Source organism: Kribbella sp. NPDC050459, from assembly GCF_040655315.1.
Classification (GTDB): Bacteria; Actinomycetota; Actinomycetes; order Propionibacteriales; family Kribbellaceae; genus Kribbella.
In genome coordinates, this window is sequence record NZ_JBFAJQ010000005.1 from 219,070 (window position 1) to 237,886 (window position 18,817).

The window sequence follows — 18,817 nt, forward strand, 5'->3', positions numbered from 1 at the left end:
TCATGAGCACCCCGACCATCGTGTTGATCCACGGCGGCTTCGTCGACGGCTCCGGCTGGCAGCCCGTCCACGACCTGCTCCGCCGCGACGGCTATGACGTTGCAGTAGTCCAGAACCCCACGATGTCGCTGGAGGGCGACGTAGCCGCGGTCAACCACGTGCTCGAGCAATTCGATGGCCCCGTCATCCTCGTCGGACACTCGTACGGCGGCGTCGTGGTCACCGAGGCCGGCACCCACCCTCAGGTTTCCGGGCTCGTGTACATCGCCGCGTTCGCCCCCGACACCGGCGAATCTGTCCAGACCCTGATCGCCGACCCGCCTCCCGGTGCCCCCGTGCCGCCCATCCTGCCGCCCCGCAACGGGCTCCTCGCTCTGGACAAGGCCAAATTCCACGACTCGTTCGCGGGCGACCTCAAGCCGGAGCTGGCAGAGTTCATGGCCAACTCCCAGGTGCCGTGGGGCCTTGAGGCCCTCGCCGGCACCGTCTCCACGGCGGCATGGCGGTCCAAGCCCAGCTGGTACCTGGTCGCGACCGACGACCGAATGATCCCGCCGCCGGCCCAGCGCGCCATGTCCGAGCGCGCCGGCGCCACCGTGGTCGAGGTGCCCGGCAGCCACTCGGTGTACGTGTCCCAGCCCGAGGCGACCGCCGACCTCATCAAACAGGCTGCGAACGCCGTCCAGTACTGACACCCTCGACAAGGAGACCACCATGGATCCGAACGTCTCACGCCGACGGGTGTTGGCGGCCGGCGCTGCCGCCGTCGGGTCGGCAACACTGGCTGCTACCCCTCTCGGAACGGCCGCAGCCGCCGCTACGGCTCCGTCAAGCGGGAGCAGGCCGACGGGCAAGCCGACCATCGTGCTGGTGCACGGCGGCTACGCGGACTCTTCGTGCTGGAACGGAGTCATCCCGAAGCTGCAGCACGAAGGCTTCACAACGATCGCGGGGTCCAACCCCCTGAGGGGCATCCCGACCGACGCCCCATACATCGGAAGTCTGCTGGACTCCATCAGCGGGCCAGTCGTGCTGGTCGCACACTCGATGGGTGGAACAGTCATCACGAACGCTGCCGCCGGAAAGACCAACGTCAAGGCGTTGGTCTACATCGCAGCATTCGTGCCCGACTTGGGTGAGACGCAGGCGGATCTCATCAACAAGTTCCCAGGCAGCGAAGTCTTGCCCGTGAGCGTGCCCGTCCCATACACCAAGGCCGACGGCACCAACGGAACCGACCTGTATCTGAGCAAGGACGGCCAGGCCGCGTTCGCGGCCGACCTCTCCACGGCCCAGTTCCGGCTCCTGCAGGCAACGCAGCGCCCCTTTGATGCGGACTCCTTCATTTACCCGACCCAGGCCGCCGCATGGAAGACGATCCCGTCGTGGGGTCTGGTCGCAGGCAAGGACAAGGCGATCCCACCAGCGGCCGAGCGCTGGATGTACAGCCGGGCGAACTTCCGCAAGGTCATCGAGGCGCCGACCGCGTCCCACGTCGTGATGATCAGCCAACCGCAACTCGTCGCCGACCTGATCGAGGACGCCGCCAAGGCATCCTCCTGACCTAGCCCGAGAGTGCCCCGGCCCGCCTACATGGGCAGGGGACACACTCGCGGAAGCATGAAACACAGTCCTGCTGCTATAGCAGCGAATCCGCTCACAGCCGCGATCCGTGCTTTCGGCCGTCGCAGACTTGATCCACGATCGGGACCAGGTCGTCGACCAGGGGGCGGTCCGAGCCCGCTTGTTCTTCAGGGTGTCGACGAATCGCTCGCCTGAACCTCCGCTAGCGAGTACTGCCCGCTGCAGGCGTAGACCAAGACCAGGAACCCAGATCCGATCACCGGCCTGCAGCCCAGCCAGCTCGCCCCAACGCAGACCGGCGAGGCTGAGCACCAGGGCCAGCTCTGCCTATCGTCCGTGGCAAGCGGCGGCCAGGTCGTGAAGTTGCGTCACGGTGAGGTGAAGCCCGCCCCGACGCGACCGCCCACCGCTCGGAGCCTTGACCGAGGCGGCCACATTCTTGGTGATCCTGCGGTCAGCGATCGCGTAGTCCAAAATCGGACGCAGAGTCGCGACGTAGCGAGCAACGCTGCAAGGACTGCAGCCACAGCGACCTGCGCACCAACCCAGCTCGACGTCTCAGCGGACGTGATCGAGACCAGGAGCGTACTGCCGAACTGTGGGCTGACGTGGAGCCGCCAGTCTGCACCATTTCAACAAGGGCTTGGTCTGTCTTGAAGTTTCAGCCGAAAGACGGGCGACGTCGTGCTCTGCTGCGGGATCTCGACGCCGCAGACGATCTGAAGTTCCTCTGTGCCGGGTGGGAGGTCAGCCGTCGTGGGCTGGAGTTCGATGATCACCACCGCGTCGGACTGATGTTGCTCCAAAGCAGCCATCAGCTGTCTGACAGTCGTCTGCCGGTGTGTCGGCTCGTTGGCCATGCCGCCAATGCTGCCACCTGATTTCCAGTACGACCGTGCGTAGACCGCGCAATCTGCTGTCGACTACCTAGTAGGCGAATGTCGCTTGCGTCGGCGGCAGACAGTCTGACTCATCTGGTGTGGTCCGCCGATAGATCCGCGACAGATTCCCGTCAACTGATGCGCGACAGGCCAGGCGTCTGGCGACCAATTTGAGGTGGCCGGCCAATGCGCGGATCTGCCGAATTGCGGAGGTGCGTGCCTTGTCCGAACGACAGCAGGCCAAGCAGGCACAATGTGCACCTCGGAATCCCGCGATGAGGGAGGGCACCTAAATGAGCCTGGGCATGCACTTTGCGATCACCGACGATGATCGTGAGCAGCTTCTCGAGATGGACGGCACCGACGAGGCGATCTCTGAGTATGTGCACGAGATCATCGAGGAGCGTGACGATGACTACAACGTGGCGACCGACAAGGCCTGGGATGCGATCCACCGAAGTCTCACCGACGGCCGGCTTGCCTTCGACAACGGCTCCGGCCCACTTAACCTCGCCGTCCTAGGTGGCAAGCTGCTGACCAGCGGCGAGGACGAGTTGGTCGTCTTGGTCGACAAAGACCAAGTTCCTGCTGTCGCTGCCGCGCTCATGTCCGTTACCCAGGAGTCGCTGCGCAGAGGCTACGAGCAGATCGACGCCGCGGACTACGCGGAGTTCGGAGACGAAGACTTCGACTACACGTGGGACAACTTCACGGATCTCACCGATTTCTGGCAGCAGGCCGCCACGAGTAAGCGTCACGTCATCTTCACGGCTTAGTACCCGCCGACGCCAGCAGCGCCGAACTGACGAGTGGTCAGTAACGTCCGGACATAGCCGCAGTCAGCACGTAGCGTCCGACCATGCCGGCCGCTGTCGACGCTCAGTCGAACCAGTTGAAGAGCAGGTCACCAACCCGCGCGGGTCGGTGGTAGTCCACGTCGGCCAGGTCGTCCGCCGAGAGCGCCGCAAGGTGTTCGCCAGCCAGCTCGGTCCACAAATCCTCAGCAGACGCGACGACGAAGCCCCCGTCTGTGAAGGGTTGCCGGTGCGGGACGTCGACGAAATCCAGTGGACCGACGGCGGGTACCTCGGCGTCGTCGGATGCCGCAACGAGGCGGCCCGCAGCGTTGAGCAGCAGGCGAAGCCTCGCGCCCGTGGGGTCTCCAACCAGGACGCTGTAGTAGTTCCAGCCCGGGCCCGGCGGCTTCAGCGTGCTGAGTACCCGGGTATTGGAGTACTCCTCGCGCAGACCGGCATGCACGCAGGTAAGCCAGGACCGCGCTAGCCCGTCATCGATCCCGCCGGCCACGATCGGCGAGGAGATCCTGTTGATTGCCACGCCCTGAGCCTGCCAGCATGCGCACGATCATGCAGCACGAACTGCAATCGCTGATGAGGCGGTCTCTTGTCGTGTGCTGGCACCATGTCGGACGTCCTGCGGACTCTGAGGATGCGACGCCAACTCACTGCTCTCGACCGGCCATCGGGAACGTCCGGATCTAGCCGCAGATGGTGAATTTGTGAGCGTTGACGCGGCTGGCACGTTCTTGGGCACTGGGGGCATGGAGATCTCACAGCCAGGGCCGCCGATTCCGGTGTCGTCATGTCTCGCGTGCTGCGGTTAGCTGTCGCTGCGTATCTGGCTCGGTTCAAGGGCCAGTCCCGTATCCATACCGAGTCGGACCTCCGGGCGTATCTGGTGTGGTGCGAGCTGCGGGGCCTGGACCCGCTGGCAGCGGGCCGGCCACACGTTGAGCTCTATGTCCGGTGGTTACAGGAGGTGCGCCGGCACCAGCCGTCGACGGTGTCGCGCCGATTGTCGGTCGTCGCGGGCTTCTACCGGACCTGCGTGATCGACGGCGTCCTCGAGCAGTCGCCGGCCGAGTACGTGCGCCGCCCCCATGTACCGGCCCAATCACCGACCCTCGGGTTGAGTCACCTGCAGTTCGAGGCGATGTTGACCGCGGCCAGGCAGTCCACCAACCGGTTCGACTTCGCCCTGGTCACCATGTTGGGTCTGCTCGGGCTGCGGATCTTCGAGGCCACCGCCAGCGACATCCGCGACCTCGACGAACAACACGGCCACCGGTTTCTGCGCGTGCACGGCAAGGGCGACAAGATCGCGCTGGTGCCGCTTCCCCCAGCCGTGGGCCGCGCCATCGACGACCGGACCACCGGACCGATCCTGCTGACCTCACGCGGCACCCGGATGGACCGGTACTGCGCCATCCGCCGACTGCGGCACCTCGCCGAACAAGCCGGCGTCAGGCTGCCACGGATGCACCCGCACATGCTCAGGCACACCTTCGTCACCACCATGCTCGACGCCGGCGTCGACCTGCGCGATGTGCAAATCGCTGCCCGCCACGCCGATCCGCGAACCACCATGCGCTACAACCGCGCCCGCAACAACCTGGACCGACACGGGCTCCGCCACCTGACAGGTCTACCGATTCTGCCGAGATCAGGACGTTCGTACTCGGACAGCCAACTCCACCGCTCGAAGGACCCCGGCCAGATGCATCAGGTCGTGCGAAGCCATCTCAGGGACGCCATCGCTCCGGTCGGGTACGACTCCTAGGTCGTCGCTCAGTTGGCCCGTCGTGAGCGCCTGCGGTTCGGTGTACACGTCGAACGCAGCATCGACTGGCAGATGCCAGTAATAATCGGTGTGCACGGCAACTTCCGGTCCGAGCAGGGTCTCGGTGGCGTCGAGGACACGGTTCAACGCGTGTCGAAGGTCGGAGATCTTGACGACAAGAGGCTCGGTCATGCCGCGAGCATGGCAGACGTAGCGCACTCATCTAGCCGCGATCCGCGCTCTCGGCTTTCGCAGGTCAACTGGCGGATGGGTGTCGCAGATCAGTCGACGGAACGACGCTGGGTGACGCGGGCGCTCGACGCCCTTAGCTAATACCGGTGTGCGTACCAGGTCGGTGGCTCGCCGAAGATGTTTTTGAAGTCGCGGATGAAGTGGCCCTGGTCGGCGTAGCCGAGGTCTGCCGCTAGTGCGGCCCAGTTGATGGGCCGGTCGGCGGCCATGCGTGTGGTCACCTCGTGCAGGCGGTAGCGGCGGATCACCCACTTGGGGCCGATGCCGACGTACTCCGCGAACAGCCGTTGCAGCGCCCGCATGCTCAGCCCCAGCTCGCCGGCGAGGCGTTCGACCCTGGTCATGCCCTTGTCCTTGGCGATCAACTCGACCGCGGCCACCGCCTGGCGTGCGCGGGCGTCGTCGTCTGGCAGGTGTTTCAACAGGAACGCATCCATGGTCGGCACGTCGAGCACGGTGGGCAGGTCCGTACTGAACACCTCGGTCGCCGGGACGACGCGGTCCGTGATCATCGAGACGGAGGCACCGAGAAACGGGCGGAAGCAGCCCGGCCGGAACGCGACACCGAAGACGTGGCCGCGGCCCTCGAGGACCTTGATCTGGTAGCCGCTGCACACGCCGCTGACGTCCGCGCGGCCGGCGCCGAACGACAGGTGCACGTTCGGGTACGGCACGATCTTCTGCCGGTAGGGCTCGGCGTAATCCCAGCGAGCCTCCCAGTAACGCTCCACCCATGGCGCGAGCGCCGGCGACGGGTCATGAAACGCGTGCCGCTGATACCTGCTCCACGCACTCGCCAGCTCACGAATGTCCCGTCCCACCCGGCAGAGTGTATGTCGCCTTTGTTCAATACCCCTCCGGCCAACGCTGCCTAGCATCGCCGCCATGTCACACGTTTCCGAGGCGGCCGAGGCTATGGCCGCAGTCGCCCACACCATCACCGACGACCAGCTCGCCAACAAGACTCCATGCACGGAGTACGACGTGCGGGCCCTGGTCAACCACCTGCTGTTCTGGGGCCCGTCGCTCGCCGGCGCCGGCCGCAAGGAGTCCGTTCCGCAGCCGGCGACCTCCGAGTCCGATGTCGACCTGGCAGCCGGCGACTGGCGCGGCCGCCTGCTCGCGCTGCTGGACGACATCACGTCGTCGTGGGCGCCGCCGAGCGCCTGGGCCGGCGAGACGAGCATGGGCACGCCGCAGACGCTGCCCGCGCCCGTCATGGGCGACATGATCATCGGCGAGTTGGCCGTACACGGCTGGGACCTCGCGGTCGCGACCGGGCAGCGGCTGGAACTGCCCGCCGAGCTGCTGGCGCATCTGCACGACACGATGTTCGCCGGCGTGGAGCAGGGGCGGGACATGGGCATGTACGGACCGCAGGTCGCGGTGCCGGCCGACGCGACCACCTTGGACCGCATCCTCGGCCTCACCGGCCGTGATCCCAGCTGGGCGTAGTTCTCGACTCCGGCTCTGAGCAGCGGCGCACCCTCCGAGATGGAGACAGAGGGTGCGCCGCTCGCGCACTACGGTGCACACGACGTAACGCCTGGCGCGCCAGCCGCTGTCGTCCCGGACGTCGCTACTGGCTTCGGACGATCAGCCAGGGCTTTTGGTGACCGCTCAGTTCGGTGATACCCACGACCCTGCCACGGCCGCGGCATCTGGAGCATCACGCCGCCCGCGTGATCCCTCCAGCCTGACTTTGAGCACCCGCCAACCAATCCTCGACGAGGATTTTGGTTGGTGGGTGCTCAAAGCAGGTGTCAGGCGGGGCGGTGGGCGCCGCGGCGAGCATCCGCTCGCGCACGGCGGGAGGGATGACACGGCCGCGCCCACACCACAAGCCGATGGGGGTTCTCGGGATTCGGGCGGGGTAGCAGCGAGCACCTGCAGGCTCCTACGGATCAGAAGGCCGGCGCCCGGTGCACCTGGTCGGCCGACCAGGGGTGAGCCGAGCCCGGATGGTCGAAATGCGTGGCACGAAACACCGGATACCCATGGGGAATCTTGCGCTCCTCGTAGTGAGAAGGTCGGTCCGATTCCGACAGGCGGCTCCACCAGGCCCCCAGGCCAGAGGTCATCCTCCGGTGCTGGGGATTCGCGGCCTCGATCGCCTTCGGTGCCTCCGAGCGCTGGACGCCTCATGATGGGTGCATGGGGTACAAGCGGAAGACCGAGCAACAGCAGGCTTTTGCTGATGTGGTCGAGGAGGTCTGTGGTTCCGTAGAAGGCGGCGGGGAGCCGGTGGAGGTCTGGTCGCCGATCCGGGATCGCCGGTTGGTTGACGAGAGCGGCGTGCTCTGGCGGATGCGGGGCGGCGACTTGCGGTGGAGCCGCCTGGAGCATTTGGTGCGCGACCCGGCTGTGCCTGTGCTGCATGTCAACCTCGACGAGGTCAAGGAGGTGCCAACCGCAGAGCGGGTGAACCTCATGGCGACTATCCGGCCCTACCTGAAGCCGGCCGGCGATGGACGCGCGCCCGGCGACCACACCGAGTTCGTGGCTGCTGAGTTCAAAGCTGACGACCAACGGTCATTGGTCGTCGTCGAGGAATCCTGCTAGGCGCCGTCGGAGGCGAGCTTCTCGGCTCGGGCCTTGCGGAAGGCGTGCCATCTGGTTTCTGGGGGCTCGGGCGGGCCCGGGATGAGTTTGTGTACGACGGTGGCGGTGGGCGTCCAGGCGGCGGCGGGGAGTTCGCCCATGACCTCGGTGTACACGGATCGGATGACCTCGGCCTGGGCGGACCAGGAGAAGCGGTGCAGGAGGTCGGCGTCGTCGGCGATGCGTTTGGCGATGCGGTCGCGGTCGGCGAGTACGGCGCTGATCGCGCGGGCGAGGCCGTCCACGTCGCCCGCGGGGTAGACGGCACCGAGGTCGAGCTCGTTCACCAGATCGGCCTGTGCGGGAGTGTCGCTGGTGATGATCGGCAGGCCGGCCGCGATGTACTCGCAGAACTTGTTCGTCACCGCGATGTCGTGGTTCGGCGCGTGCAGCAGCGGGCTGAGGCCGATGCTCGCCGAGCGCAGATACAACGGCACGACCTCGGCGCTGACGAACGGCGCCAGGTGGACTCGGTCGCTCACACCCAGCTCGACGGCGCGTGCCAGCAGTTCCGCGGTGACGGAGTTGGCCCGCGCGACGATCGCGAGGTGTACGTCGGGTAGTTGCGGCAGTGCCTCGACGACCGTCCCGACGCCGCGGGCCCGGTTGACGCCCCCGCCGTACACGAGCAGCGGCACGTCCTCCGAGAGCCCGAGCAGCTCGCGCACCCCAGTGACCTCGGCGTCCGCGGGCGGTTCGACCGGTGCGTTGAGGACGACGTCGGGCAGCGCGGCCAGCTTGTGGTCGCGCTGCAGCCAGCGGGCCAGCGGCTCCGACACCGTGATGACGCGGTCGGTGTCGCGGATGAACTCGCGCTCGAGATCGCTGTACGCCGCGACTCGGCGCGGAGCCACCACCGGTACGCCGGGGATGTACTCGTGGGCGTCGTAGATGATCTTGACCGTCCGCCCGTCCAGCGCCGCCCGGTGCGCCGCGCGCGCCGCGATGCCGAGCATGAACACGTCGTGCACGTGGATCACCTCGATCAGGAGGCGGTCGAGCAGCGGGCCTAGCGTCAGCTCCTGGTCCATCACCTCCGGCATCACCCGTCGCCAGCGGCCCGTCGGCAGGCGGCGGTGCAGGGCGAGCAACCGCGCGCGGCGCTTGCCGATCCCGAGGTCGGTGAGGTCGACGTCGCGCTGCGGGCGGCGGACGAAGTACGCCCGGGCCTGCAGTACGGCGCGGTGCAGCCGGAGGGTGCGCCAACGCACCGCACGCTGCAGCCGCTCGAGCAGGGAACGCCGTACCCGCCCGGACTCGTTGCGCTCGTGATCGCGGCGGTCCCGGCCTCGCTCCGCACGGAGCTCGCGGCTGGCGTACTGCCAGCGGCTGTACGCCAGCAGGTACTCCGCCTCGGTGCTGAACCACGGCCTCAGGTTGGCCTTGACGATCGTCAGCCGCCTGCGCCACCCGGTCAGCAGCACCTTCGAGGGGATCGGCGGACACATCACCTGCACCTTGCCGAACTGGCGAACGCCCCGCAGCCGACGCCCCGGGATGCCGATACAGGTGACGTCGAGGTCCCAGTTGGCCACCGTCTGCGCGTACTTGAGCACGCGGGCGTCGGACACGATGTCGTTGCCGGCCATCATGACGACCTTGGGCCGGATCCACGACGGCTTCCAGCCGACGGGCACCGGAGCCGGCTGCTCGACGAACGACTCCAGCGCCTCGGCCGACCAGCGGCCGTCATGCACCTTCTCGACGAACGCCGGGCCGCGCGCGGCGACCGCGCGGGCGCGGTCCGGGTCCGCGATGAGGTCGAGGACGACCTGCTCGATGGTGTCGGGTGTCGCGTCGACGATCGGGAGGTCGAGCCCCGTGTCGGCGGCGACGCGGTCGCGTACGTGCTGCGCGATGTGGCCGACCACGACCCGGCCCGCGGCCATCGCCTCGCAGGCGGCGACGCCGTAGCTGCCGATGCGGAACTGGTCGAGAACGATGTCGGCGTCCCGGTAGACGGCCGGCATGTCCGCGGGGTCGATCCCCTCGACCCGCCGGTACGTGATCAGGCCGCGCTCGGCCAGGCGCTCCATGATCGGGTCGATCAGCTCCGAGCCCTTCATGGCCGACTTGCTCGGCGCGTGCGCCACGACCGGCTTCTCGTGTTCGAGCACCGGGGCGTCGCTGCGCCAGGCGTCGACGTCGACGATCACCGGGCACCACGCCGCGTCGGGGACGTAGTCGAGGAGGTCGGGCGTGGAGACGTACACCTGGCCCGGGTACGACGTGAACAGCTCCGCGGCGCGGGTCGCGTTGCGCTCGAGCAGCTCGACGGTCTCGTCCTCGAGGTCCGGGAACGGCGACCAGGGCTCGGTCTCGACGTGCCGGCTGGGAATCCGTACGTCGGAACCGTGCGCGATGAGCGCCACGTGCAGGCCCTTGGTGAGCAGGTGCGGGATCTCGAAGGACCCGTCCGGGCCGTGCAACGGGCCGAAGACCGGGCGGGCCGCTTCGAGCAGCACGTGCGTGTAGTTGCGTACGACGTGGTTGTAGAAGTTCAGCCGCCACCTGGGATTACGCCGGTACGTACGGGCCGGAACGCCGTAGTCGACCGGGTAGTCGAGGACGCCTTTGAAGAACGCGAACGACGTCGCTTTCGTGTTGGTTGCCCGGCTTTCGAGCGCGCGAGCCCAGCGGGTGCCCTGCCCCGCGAAGTTGGCCGGCCCGACGAGCAGCCGGACAGGCGCATCGAGCCGCGCCGGCATCCCGTCCTGCGCCGGCATCCCGCCCGGTGGCGACGTCGCCCCGCCCGGCGACGCCGCCTGCTCAGCCCGACCCTTGTTCGTGTTGCGATCCACTGCGGTGTTCCCCCCACGCGCTCCTGCTCCCCCTGCAGGAGATCAGGACTAGACCTCTTACACCTCATTAGATGTCGTGAGAGCGGGAGATGGTTGCAGATCCGCGGCAAATTGCAGCTTTTGACATTGATCTGGCTCAAGCAGGGGGAGACCAGACGCCCAGCCACTGGTCGGCGCCCCAGGCCTCGTAGCGCTCCAGCTCGGTGAAGCCGAGCTTGGTTGCCAGGCGCATCGACGCGACGTTGGCGGTCTGGGTGGTGAGAGCCACTGCGGTGCCGGGGCGGGCGGCGCTGAGCCAGGTGAGCGCGGCGGAGCAAGCTTCGGTTGCGTAGCCGTGGCCCCAGGACGACGGGAGGAACAGGTAGCCGAGTTCGACGGGCGCGATGTCCGGGCGAACCTCCCGCTCGTCGAGGGTGACCGTGCCGATCACCGACCCGTCGAGGTCGACCGCGAACAGGCCGGCGCGGCGCCGGGGCGCCGCCGGGATCGCGCGCTCCAGTTCGTCGCGGGGCTGCGGGCCGCCGATGTACGTACCGACCTGCGGCGAGGCGAGCAGCTCGATGAGCGCCGTACGGTCACGGGCCTCGGGCTCGCGGAGCACGAGACGCTCGGTCTTGATCGAGTCGGGCGGCCAGGCGACGGATCCGAGCTCGGTTTTCATGCCTGAGGACACTAGCCGCGAATACCATCCGGTGTGGACTGGAATGCCGAGGTCACTGATCAGATCGACGCGCACTGGCAGACCCGGCTGCGGCCGAGGCTCGACGGGCTGACCGACGACGAGTACTTCTGGGAGCCGGTCGACGGTTGCTGGACACTCAGCCGTCGGGGCACGAGCCGTGCACAGCTGTCGTTCGGCGCGGGGGAGCTCACCTGGGACTACGGCGAGACCGTGGATCCGGAGCCGGTCACCACGATCGCCTGGCGGCTCGGACATCTGATCCAGGGATTCGCGGAGTCGAACGCGAAGCGGTTCGGCGGTCCGCCGGCCGATGTCGCGACGTTCGAGTTCGCGGGGACCGCCGATGGAGCGCTGCAGCAACTCGACGACGTGTACGCGCGGTGGCTCGACGGCGTACGGCGCCTCGGTGACGACGGCCTCGCCCAGCCGCAGGGTCCCACCGCCCCGCCCGCGTTCGCCGACAAGCCGATAGCGCGCGTCATCCTCTACTCGAACGTCGAACTCATCCACCACGGCGCCGAGATCTGCCTGCTCCGCGACCTCTATCTGTGCCTCGCTCCCGGCCGGTGAGTGCCCCGATGGAGTTCGTGGCTCGGGTAGTTGATCAGGAGCGGTGGGGCGACCTGCTCGAGTTGTTCGGGCCGAGCGGCGGGACGCGCGGCTGCTGGTGCATGGCGCGTCGGTTGCCGTCCGCACAAGTTGCCGCGAACGGAAACGCCGAGAACCGCGCCGCGCTGCAGAGCTTCGTCGAAGCGGGCAGTCCGGTCGGGCTGATCGGGTACGTCGACGCGCGGCCGGCGGTCTGGTGCGCGGTCGCGCCGCGGACGGCGTACTACGCGATCATGCACTCGCGGACGCTGCCGATCGACGACCCCGGCGATGAGACGATCTGGGCGATCAACTGCCTGTTCGTGAAGCGCGGCTATCGCGGACGCGGCCTCACTGCGCCGATGATCGACGCGGCCGTCGAGTACGCGCGGACCTCAGGCGCCCGGATCGTCGAGGCCTACCCAGTGAAGGCGATGCCCGGCGACCCAGGCCGCGGCGTACTCAGCACGTTCCTCGGCGCCGGCTTCACGCCGTACGCCGAGAACCGCACCACGGCCAGACGCAACGTCGTCGTACGGCGCACGCTGTGAGCGTCCCGCCGCCTACCATCAGCTCATGAGGGGACTGGCGGTTCTGCTGTGGGTGGCCGTGGCGGGCAATGTCGTTGCGGCGGTCGCGAACGGGTTGGCAGGTGACGCGCTGGGCGCGGTCCTGCCGGCCGTCCTTGCCGTGGCCTTCGCGTTCGGCGCCTACCGGCTGGCGCAGAACCCGCCGAGGCCCCAGCCGTGGACCAAGGCGCGGGTTGTGCTGAGTGCGGTCTTCGGCGGTGCGATGACTCTCGCGGTGCTCGCAGCCCTCGGCTGGACAGCGATCTCGATCCCGGACTGGCCGATCAGGGCGGTGTCGGTGGCCGGCATGGCGTTCGTCGTCGGCATGGTGATCTGGGGCGTACGCACCGCTCGCCGGCTGGACCGTGAGGCTCGCGCTGTCGGCGACTAGTTCCGGAAGGAGACCGTCCGGAATGAGGTTTACGGTGCAGGTATGGCTGAGGATGAGTGGGTTTCGCCGTGGTGGGAGCCGCCGTTGGCGGGAAGTGAGGCGGAGCATCTGGTCGGGGCGCTGGACCGGCTGCGTACCACGTTCCGGTACAAGGTGGACGGACTCGACGCGGACGAGCTGAACACGCGGATCGGGGCGTCGTCGATCACGCTCGGCGGGTTGATGAAGCATCTCGCGGCGAACGAGGACTACATGTTCGACGTGAAGTTCCGTGGCAAGCCGATGGGTGGGCCGTGGCTGGACAACGGCTGGCGGGACGACAACGACTGGGAGTTCAACTCCGCCGTCGACAACACCCCGGAGGAGCTGTACGCGCTCTGGGACGGCGCGGTCGCCCGCTCGCGGGAGACGTTGACGGCGGCGATCGCGGACGGCGGGCTCGGCCAGCCGGCGCACATCAGCTGGCCGGACGGCCGGCACCCCAGTCTGCGCCGGCTCGTCTGCGATCTGATCGAGGAGTACGGCCGCCACACCGGCCACGCCGACCTGATCCGCGAGGCCGTCGACGGCCGGGTCGGCGAGGACCCGCCGCGCGACTGGCAACCGGTCGGCGCCAAGAGGGCCTGAGCGGATCTCCAGCACTACACAACTCGCCTTCTTCGGCGCTGTCCACGCTCAGCGCGGGCCGAAACCGGCGATTGATGAGTGCTGGAGATCCGCCGCACCTACTTGATCCGCTGCAGCGTCCCGTCCTCGGACACCCCGACCGTGGTGGTGACGCCGTCGACGGTGAGGTTCAGGATCATCCGCGACCCCTGCCACGACGTCGTGTACGACACCGCCGCGTTGGCGCGGCTCGGTGCGATCACGGACAGGATGTTCGCGTCGTGCCCGGCCCGGTTGAACTTCACCACCGGCGCCGGCACCCGCTTGTCGATCGTCAGGTAGTGCCACCCCTGGACGGGAGTCTGCTGCCCGGTCGTCACCTCGATCGGCGTGGTCTCCTGCTGGAACGGGATCTGCAGCAGTGTGGTCTTCACCCGCTCGCCGGGCCGCGCCGCCACCACCCGATCATTGCCGCTGACAACCACCTTCTGGTCCGCCGGCAGGTGCCACAGCGTCGAGTACTGCTGGTCCGAACCCGACGTCCCGCGGTCCAGCACCACCATCAGATCGGGGTCCTTCAGCACCAGCACGCCACGCGTCCGGTCGACCGCTCCGAGCTTGTCCTTCAGCTCGTAGAACTCCGACGTGTCCTTGATCGACGAGCGCACCAGCTTGGTGTCCGGGTGCTCGGCGGCGGTCGACGCGACGGTCAGCTCGTTGTGCGCGAACTGGCTCTTCGCCCAGCTCCGCCAGTCGTCCCATTTGTACCCGGAGTGCCCGCCGTCGATCAGGATGTCCCGCCCGCGCGACGTGTAGGTGATCGACGTGTGGTCCTCGTGCCCGTGCAGCTTCCGCGCCGGCCCGAACCGGATGCTGTACGTCGACTCCTGCGTGAACGGCCGCTTCTCGCCCCAGCCGGTCCGCCCGAAGATGTACCCGGCGTCGAAGATCCCGATCCGCTGTGTCGGCCGGATCCCGCGCGCGCCGAGCGTCCCGGCGTACTCCAGGACCGTCCCGGTGACGGCCACCGTGCGGACCACCTCGGAGTCGCCGATCTGCGGCAGGTTCCCGAGCGAGTTGGTCGCGAGCGCGAGCCACTTCGCGAGCTCCCGCCGGCGCGCCGTGATCGTCGTACCGGGGTCGGCCCCGCACTTGCGCAGTACGTCGATGGCCCGTCCCCAGAGCGCGTAGTTGAACTGCGCGTACGCCGTCGACTGCTCGTTCGTCGACCCCTGCGTGTCGATGGACGTCTTGATCGCGCTGGTCAGCCGGTCGGTTGCGACCTTCTTCAGGTCGTCCCGCTTCAACGTGCAGCCGACGCCGAACAGCGCCAGGCTCTCGTCGGTGCCGTGGTTCCAGTCGCCGCTGTAGTTCTTCTGCAGGAACCAGGCGTGCTGCAGCAGCGTCTTGTCCAGCCAGGCGTACGTCGTCGGCAGCTTGCTCACGCGCAGGCCCGACAGCACCGCCTGCCGCAGGCAGATCAGCACGTTGGTGCGGTGCATCGTCGATTCGTACGCACCGACGTCCGACTTCCACGAGTACGGGTTGTCGTTGACCCAGTCGCGGGCGATCGCGCTGACCCGCTGGAGTGCGGCCTTATCGCCCTTCGCGGCCGCGTTGATCCCTTGCCCGAGCCACCGCAGCGAGTGCAGCCACATGTACCAGCTGGGGTTGTTGGCCGGGTTCATCCGCCAGTCGACGTTTCCCTTGCCGTCGCCGACCTTGGTGGGCGGCGTCGTCCCCCAGGTGAAGGTGTCCTTGGCGAGGTTGGCGACCGGGTTCGCGGAGTCGATCCCGCTGTACGCCGGGCAGGTGTAGACGTTCTGCCGCGCCGGTGCCGGCGGCGGGGTCGGCGGCTCCGGGGTGTGGCTCACGGTCGGGTCCGGCGCTGCCTCGGGCTCGGAACCGCCCCACGGGATCACCAGGACGGCGCCCAGCACCGCAGCACTCACGAGGAGCGTGATCGTGAGTCGCAGGGTCGCACCGGTCGTGCGCAGATGTCTCGCGGGCATCGTGGGTCCTCCCCGCATGCCCGAAGGCATGCCTATTCTGGCATAGACCTGAATTCGGGTGGGGCGATCCCCGGGACAAGGTCGAGTGGTGTGCGTGGTACCTCGGAAACGTGCGGCAGCTCGTCGAAGGTTGCGCCCGGCATCAAAATTGCGGCCGGCCGGCTCCTGTCAGGTACGTCGCCATCGGTTCCCCCCGAGGTCGGAATGGTTCCTCTACCTCATAGATGTCGCGAGCGGCCGGAAAAGTTGCTTCGGATCGCCGACTTCGGTTCCGGTTGCCCGCACGGGCAGCGTCAGCCGTGCCGGATCGCCTGCAGGATCAGGGTGTTTCGCGCGTTCTGCCCGGCCGGGACGGTGGTGTGCCGGCCGTCGCGCAGCTCCGTGTGCAGCCGCTCGGGATGGGCCGCGAGGAATTCGGCCCAGTGCACGATCCGCAGGTTCGGGTGCTGCAGCGCCGCCTGTTCGAGTTGCAGGTCGATCCAGGCGCTGTTGCGCTGGTCGGCGACCTGGACCGCAGCGGGCTCGTCGGTCCGGGAGACCTGGACGTCGACCCAGTACACCGTCCGGTCCGGCCCGGCGATCCGGAGTGCGCGCTCGACCTGGGCCGCGAAGGCCGGCGGGTCGAAGATGTCGTTGGACCCGACCGCCATCACGATCCGCCGCGGCAGACCGTACTCACGAGCCCAGACCGCCATCGCGTCGACGGCGGCGGAGGTCGGCTGGCCGGCCCAGCTGTACTCCGCGAACGACGTGTGCAGCTGCTGTCCGAGGAGCCGGCCGAGAGCGTCACCGTCCTGGACGGCGATGCTGTCGCCGAAGAGCACCACGCCGTCGTTCTTGACCGTCTCGCGGACCGCCGCACTGTCCGAGATGACGTGGTTGTCTCCCTGCCAGGACCCGAGCGTGCCGGATCCGTAGCTTCCGGGGTCGGCGGCCGGTGGCGCCGCCTTCGCGTGGGCGGCAGGCGCCTCGAGATGCAGCAGGGTCAGGAGGAACGCGGTCAGGACCACGATCAGAAAGGCCGAGACCGACCAGCGCTTGATGGACATGCCCACCTCCTCGCAATCCTTCACGCGGAGCCGGGCTGCGAGGTTTACCGGCTTTGGAGCGCGTCCGCGATCAGTTCGTTGCGGGCCGCGCCGCCGGCCGGCCGACTGGTGTGCACGCCGTCGCGCAGGTACTCGGCCGGGCGGTCCGGCTGGGACATCAGGAAGCCCGACCAGTCGATGATCCGCAGGTTCGGGTGCCGGAGCGCCGCGTCCTGCAGCTGCTGGTTGATCCAGGTGCTGTTGGCGAGGTCGGCATCGCGGATGGCGTCGGGCTGCTTGGTGCGGGCCACATACACGTCCACCCAGTACACGGTCCGGTCCGGGCCGGCGATCCGGAGCGCGCGCTCGACCTGGGCCGCGAACGCGGGCGGGTCGAAGATGTCGTTCGTCCCGACCGCCATCACGATCCGCCGCGGCAGACCGTAGTCGCGCGACCACTCCGCGAGCGCGCCGACGGCCGCCGACGCCGGCTGCCCGGACCAGTCGTGGATCGCGATCGACTCGCCGGTGCGATCGGTCAGCAGCCGCTCGAGTGCGGCGCTGTCCTGGACGGCGATGCTGTCGCCGAACATGAAGATCCCGTCGAACGCGAGCACGTCGCGGATCTCGTCCTCGGGGGAGATCCGGCGGGCCAGGCCGTCCCACGGACCGAGCGTCCCCGACCCCCAGCGCCCGGGGCCCTTGGACGGCACGCTGTACGAACCGCCGACCGTACTGTCGGCGCTCGTCGACCGCGGCTCGAGGACGACGAGCACCGCGCCGAGCAGTGCCAGCACGAGCAGCGTCACTCCGATCGCGGCGACCGACCCCAGGAACTTCCGCAGCACGGACACCCGCTCGTGCCTCGGCCGCTGTTGTATGTCGTCCACCACCGCGACGCCCCCCAGCCTCCGTCGTCTCCGCACACTGACATGACGCGGCGACCCCCGCATTCGCTGCATGCTCCTACCCCCCACGTGTTCGGAGCGAACCCCCCGGTTCCCCGGACCAGCATCTCCGAAGAGCCGGATCGTGGGTAGGTTTTCGGTCATGCCGGAAGCCGATCTCCTCCGCGACCTCGAACGTACCCGCCTGGCACACCTGGTCGCCCGCCGGATCCCGGAGGCCGACGCGATCCACGCGCCGGACTTCGTCATCGTCACGCCGAGCGGCCACGCCTGGACGAAGGCGGAGTACCTCGGCGGTATCGAGACCGGCGAGATCCTGTATCGCCGGTTCGAGCCGATCACCGACATCGACGTGATGGTCGACGGGGCGGTCGCGGTCCTGCGCTACCAGTCGGCGATCGAGATCGGCGTCGACGGCCGTGAACCCGGCCCGCTCAACGCCTGGCACCTCGACTGCTACCGGCGTACGACGGCGGGCTGGCAGATCCGCTGGTCCCAGGCGACGGCGCTGACCTGATGTACCGGCCGGCAGGAATGTTCCGGCGGACGCCGGAGGAGCGGGCCGACCAGGAGGTGTCCTGGCGGCGGACGGACCAGGCGTTCTTCGCCGCGGGCGCCTGTCACATCCTCGCGTGGGAGTTCGTCGCGCGGAACCCGGCGTACGGCGTGTGCGCGGTGTGGAAGGCGGGGGAGGAGAACCCGTCGCATGTGATCGCGACCGACGGGACGTGGGCGTTCGATCACGACGGGTGGACGTTGCAGGACGAGTTGCTCGCGGCGACCGCGGCGTACGAGCCGGACGCGACCTGGGAACTCGTCCCGGTCACGTCCGATCTCGCCACCTTCTGTGCGCAGAACTACCACCGGCCGCCGGAGCTGTACCACGAGGATCCGCGGCCCCGCGCCCGCGCGTACCTGGACCGCTTCCCGTCCCGCCCGCCGGGCTGATCAGCCGGCCCGTTCCGCCTCGCTGCGCTCGACGCAGAACTCGTTGCCTTCGAGGTCCTTCATCGTGACCCAGCCGCGGCCGTCGGGGACCCGGTGGTCCTCGTGGACGGTGCCGCCGAGGGAGAGGATCCGCTCGACCTCCTCGTCCCGCGTCCGCTCGGTCGGGGCCCAGTCGAAGTGCACCCGGTTCTTCACCGTCTTTCCCTCCGGGACCGCGATGAACAGCAGCCCGGGCACCGGTGCCGGCGCCTGCACCAGCACCTCGGTGTCGCCCGGCTCGTCCCCGTCCGCCACCGGCCAGCCGGTCACGGTACTCCAGAACTGCGCCAGCTCGTACGGGTTCCCGGCATCGATCGTGACATGTCGCAACATCATGGCCAGACCTT

Annotated in this window: 21 protein-coding genes; 12 read left to right on the forward strand and 9 right to left on the reverse strand. The window is 68.3% G+C overall.

Annotated features, from left to right (window positions below):
• The first annotated feature begins 2 nt into the window (after positions 1 to 2).
• The gene (locus AB0I12_RS19850) at positions 3 to 692 is read left to right on the forward strand and encodes an alpha/beta hydrolase (RefSeq protein WP_359931488.1); all 690 of its coding nucleotides are present in this window, start codon (positions 3 to 5) and stop codon (positions 690 to 692) included.
• A 178-nt stretch (positions 693 to 870) separates the two neighbouring features.
• A complete protein-coding gene (locus tag AB0I12_RS19855) occupies positions 871 to 1,563 on the forward strand; it encodes an alpha/beta hydrolase (RefSeq protein ID WP_359931491.1) in 693 nt (230 codons plus the stop codon).
• A gap of 653 nt (positions 1,564 to 2,216) precedes the next feature.
• Here the strand turns inward: AB0I12_RS19855 and AB0I12_RS19860 are convergent.
• Positions 2,217 to 2,444: a hypothetical protein gene (locus AB0I12_RS19860; RefSeq protein WP_359931494.1), complete on the reverse strand. Its 228-nt coding sequence runs from the start codon at positions 2,442 to 2,444 to the stop codon at positions 2,217 to 2,219.
• 314 nt (positions 2,445 to 2,758) lie between these two features.
• Between AB0I12_RS19860 and AB0I12_RS19865 the strand changes: the two genes are divergently transcribed.
• A complete protein-coding gene (locus tag AB0I12_RS19865) occupies positions 2,759 to 3,241 on the forward strand; it encodes a YfbM family protein (RefSeq protein WP_359931496.1) in 483 nt (160 codons plus the stop codon).
• Between the two features lie 103 nt (positions 3,242 to 3,344).
• On the opposite strand, the gene AB0I12_RS19870 is transcribed toward AB0I12_RS19865, so the two are convergent.
• Positions 3,345 to 3,803: a hypothetical protein gene (locus AB0I12_RS19870; protein WP_359931499.1), complete on the reverse strand. Its 459-nt coding sequence runs from the start codon at positions 3,801 to 3,803 to the stop codon at positions 3,345 to 3,347.
• A gap of 264 nt (positions 3,804 to 4,067) precedes the next feature.
• On the opposite strand from AB0I12_RS19870, the gene AB0I12_RS19875 reads away from it, so the two are divergent.
• A complete protein-coding gene (locus AB0I12_RS19875) occupies positions 4,068 to 5,045 on the forward strand; it encodes a tyrosine-type recombinase/integrase (protein WP_359931502.1) in 978 nt (325 codons plus the stop codon).
• A gap of 329 nt (positions 5,046 to 5,374) precedes the next feature.
• On the opposite strand, the gene AB0I12_RS19880 is transcribed toward AB0I12_RS19875, so the two are convergent.
• Entirely contained in the window at positions 5,375 to 6,118 is a 744-nt protein-coding gene (locus AB0I12_RS19880; RefSeq protein WP_359931505.1) for a helix-turn-helix domain-containing protein, read from the reverse strand.
• A gap of 64 nt (positions 6,119 to 6,182) precedes the next feature.
• On the opposite strand from AB0I12_RS19880, the gene AB0I12_RS19885 reads away from it, so the two are divergent.
• Together AB0I12_RS19885 and AB0I12_RS19890 are read left to right on the forward strand one after the other, a co-directional pair.
• Complete coding sequence (locus AB0I12_RS19885) at positions 6,183 to 6,752, forward strand: TIGR03086 family metal-binding protein (protein WP_359931508.1); 570 nt, start codon at positions 6,183 to 6,185, stop codon at positions 6,750 to 6,752.
• A gap of 699 nt (positions 6,753 to 7,451) precedes the next feature.
• Entirely contained in the window at positions 7,452 to 7,859 is a 408-nt protein-coding gene (locus AB0I12_RS19890) for a hypothetical protein (RefSeq protein ID WP_359931511.1), read from the forward strand.
• Here the strand turns inward: AB0I12_RS19890 and AB0I12_RS19895 are convergent.
• Both AB0I12_RS19895 and AB0I12_RS19900 read right to left on the reverse strand, forming a co-directional pair.
• On the reverse strand, positions 7,856 to 10,699 hold the full coding sequence (locus tag AB0I12_RS19895) for a glycosyltransferase (protein WP_359931514.1): 2,844 nt from the start codon (positions 10,697 to 10,699) through the stop codon (positions 7,856 to 7,858). The genes AB0I12_RS19890 and AB0I12_RS19895 overlap by 4 nt on opposite strands.
• A 136-nt stretch (positions 10,700 to 10,835) precedes the next feature.
• Complete coding sequence (locus AB0I12_RS19900) at positions 10,836 to 11,360, reverse strand: GNAT family N-acetyltransferase (protein WP_359931517.1); 525 nt, start codon at positions 11,358 to 11,360, stop codon at positions 10,836 to 10,838.
• Positions 11,361 to 11,393: 33 nt separating this feature from the next.
• Here AB0I12_RS19900 and AB0I12_RS19905 point away from each other — a divergent pair, with 33 nt between their 5' ends.
• The 4 genes from AB0I12_RS19905 to AB0I12_RS19920 are packed head-to-tail and all read left to right on the forward strand — an operon-like array spanning position 11,394 to position 13,556.
• Entirely contained in the window at positions 11,394 to 11,951 is a 558-nt protein-coding gene (locus AB0I12_RS19905) for a DinB family protein (protein ID WP_359931520.1), read from the forward strand.
• Between the two features lie 8 nt (positions 11,952 to 11,959).
• On the forward strand, positions 11,960 to 12,520 hold the full coding sequence (locus tag AB0I12_RS19910; RefSeq protein ID WP_359931522.1) for a GNAT family N-acetyltransferase: 561 nt from the start codon (positions 11,960 to 11,962) through the stop codon (positions 12,518 to 12,520).
• 25 nt (positions 12,521 to 12,545) lie between these two features.
• Positions 12,546 to 12,929 carry a hypothetical protein gene (locus AB0I12_RS19915; protein ID WP_359931525.1) on the forward strand — a complete coding sequence of 128 codons (384 nt, stop codon included), beginning with the start codon at positions 12,546 to 12,548 and terminating at the stop codon, positions 12,927 to 12,929.
• 42 nt (positions 12,930 to 12,971) lie between these two features.
• Positions 12,972 to 13,556 carry a DUF664 domain-containing protein gene (locus AB0I12_RS19920; RefSeq protein ID WP_359931528.1) on the forward strand — a complete coding sequence of 195 codons (585 nt, stop codon included), beginning with the start codon at positions 12,972 to 12,974 and terminating at the stop codon, positions 13,554 to 13,556.
• A 98-nt stretch (positions 13,557 to 13,654) separates the two neighbouring features.
• Here AB0I12_RS19920 and AB0I12_RS19925 read toward each other — a convergent pair whose 3' ends face one another.
• The 3 genes from AB0I12_RS19925 to AB0I12_RS19935 all read right to left on the reverse strand — a co-directional run bounded on the left by AB0I12_RS19925 (position 13,655) and on the right by AB0I12_RS19935 (position 17,429).
• The gene (locus AB0I12_RS19925; protein WP_359931531.1) at positions 13,655 to 15,547 is read right to left on the reverse strand and encodes a heparinase II/III family protein; all 1,893 of its coding nucleotides are present in this window, start codon (positions 15,545 to 15,547) and stop codon (positions 13,655 to 13,657) included.
• Between the two features lie 293 nt (positions 15,548 to 15,840).
• Entirely contained in the window at positions 15,841 to 16,596 is a 756-nt protein-coding gene (locus AB0I12_RS19930; RefSeq protein ID WP_359931534.1) for a hypothetical protein, read from the reverse strand.
• 44 nt (positions 16,597 to 16,640) lie between these two features.
• Positions 16,641 to 17,429, reverse strand: coding sequence for a hypothetical protein (locus AB0I12_RS19935; RefSeq protein WP_359931537.1), 789 nt, complete (start codon positions 17,427 to 17,429; stop codon positions 16,641 to 16,643).
• A gap of 196 nt (positions 17,430 to 17,625) precedes the next feature.
• Here AB0I12_RS19935 and AB0I12_RS19940 point away from each other — a divergent pair, with 196 nt between their 5' ends.
• Both AB0I12_RS19940 and AB0I12_RS19945 read left to right on the forward strand, forming a co-directional pair.
• Positions 17,626 to 18,000 (forward strand): nuclear transport factor 2 family protein, encoded by a 375-nt coding sequence (locus tag AB0I12_RS19940; RefSeq protein ID WP_359931540.1) that lies wholly within the window; start codon positions 17,626 to 17,628, stop codon positions 17,998 to 18,000.
• Complete coding sequence (locus tag AB0I12_RS19945) at positions 18,000 to 18,431, forward strand: hypothetical protein (protein ID WP_359931543.1); 432 nt, start codon at positions 18,000 to 18,002, stop codon at positions 18,429 to 18,431. The genes AB0I12_RS19940 and AB0I12_RS19945 overlap by 1 nt, the downstream gene beginning before the upstream one ends.
• On the opposite strand, the gene AB0I12_RS19950 is transcribed toward AB0I12_RS19945, so the two are convergent.
• Positions 18,432 to 18,806: a VOC family protein gene (locus AB0I12_RS19950; protein ID WP_359931546.1), complete on the reverse strand. Its 375-nt coding sequence runs from the start codon at positions 18,804 to 18,806 to the stop codon at positions 18,432 to 18,434.
• Between the last annotated feature and the right edge of the window lie 11 nt (positions 18,807 to 18,817).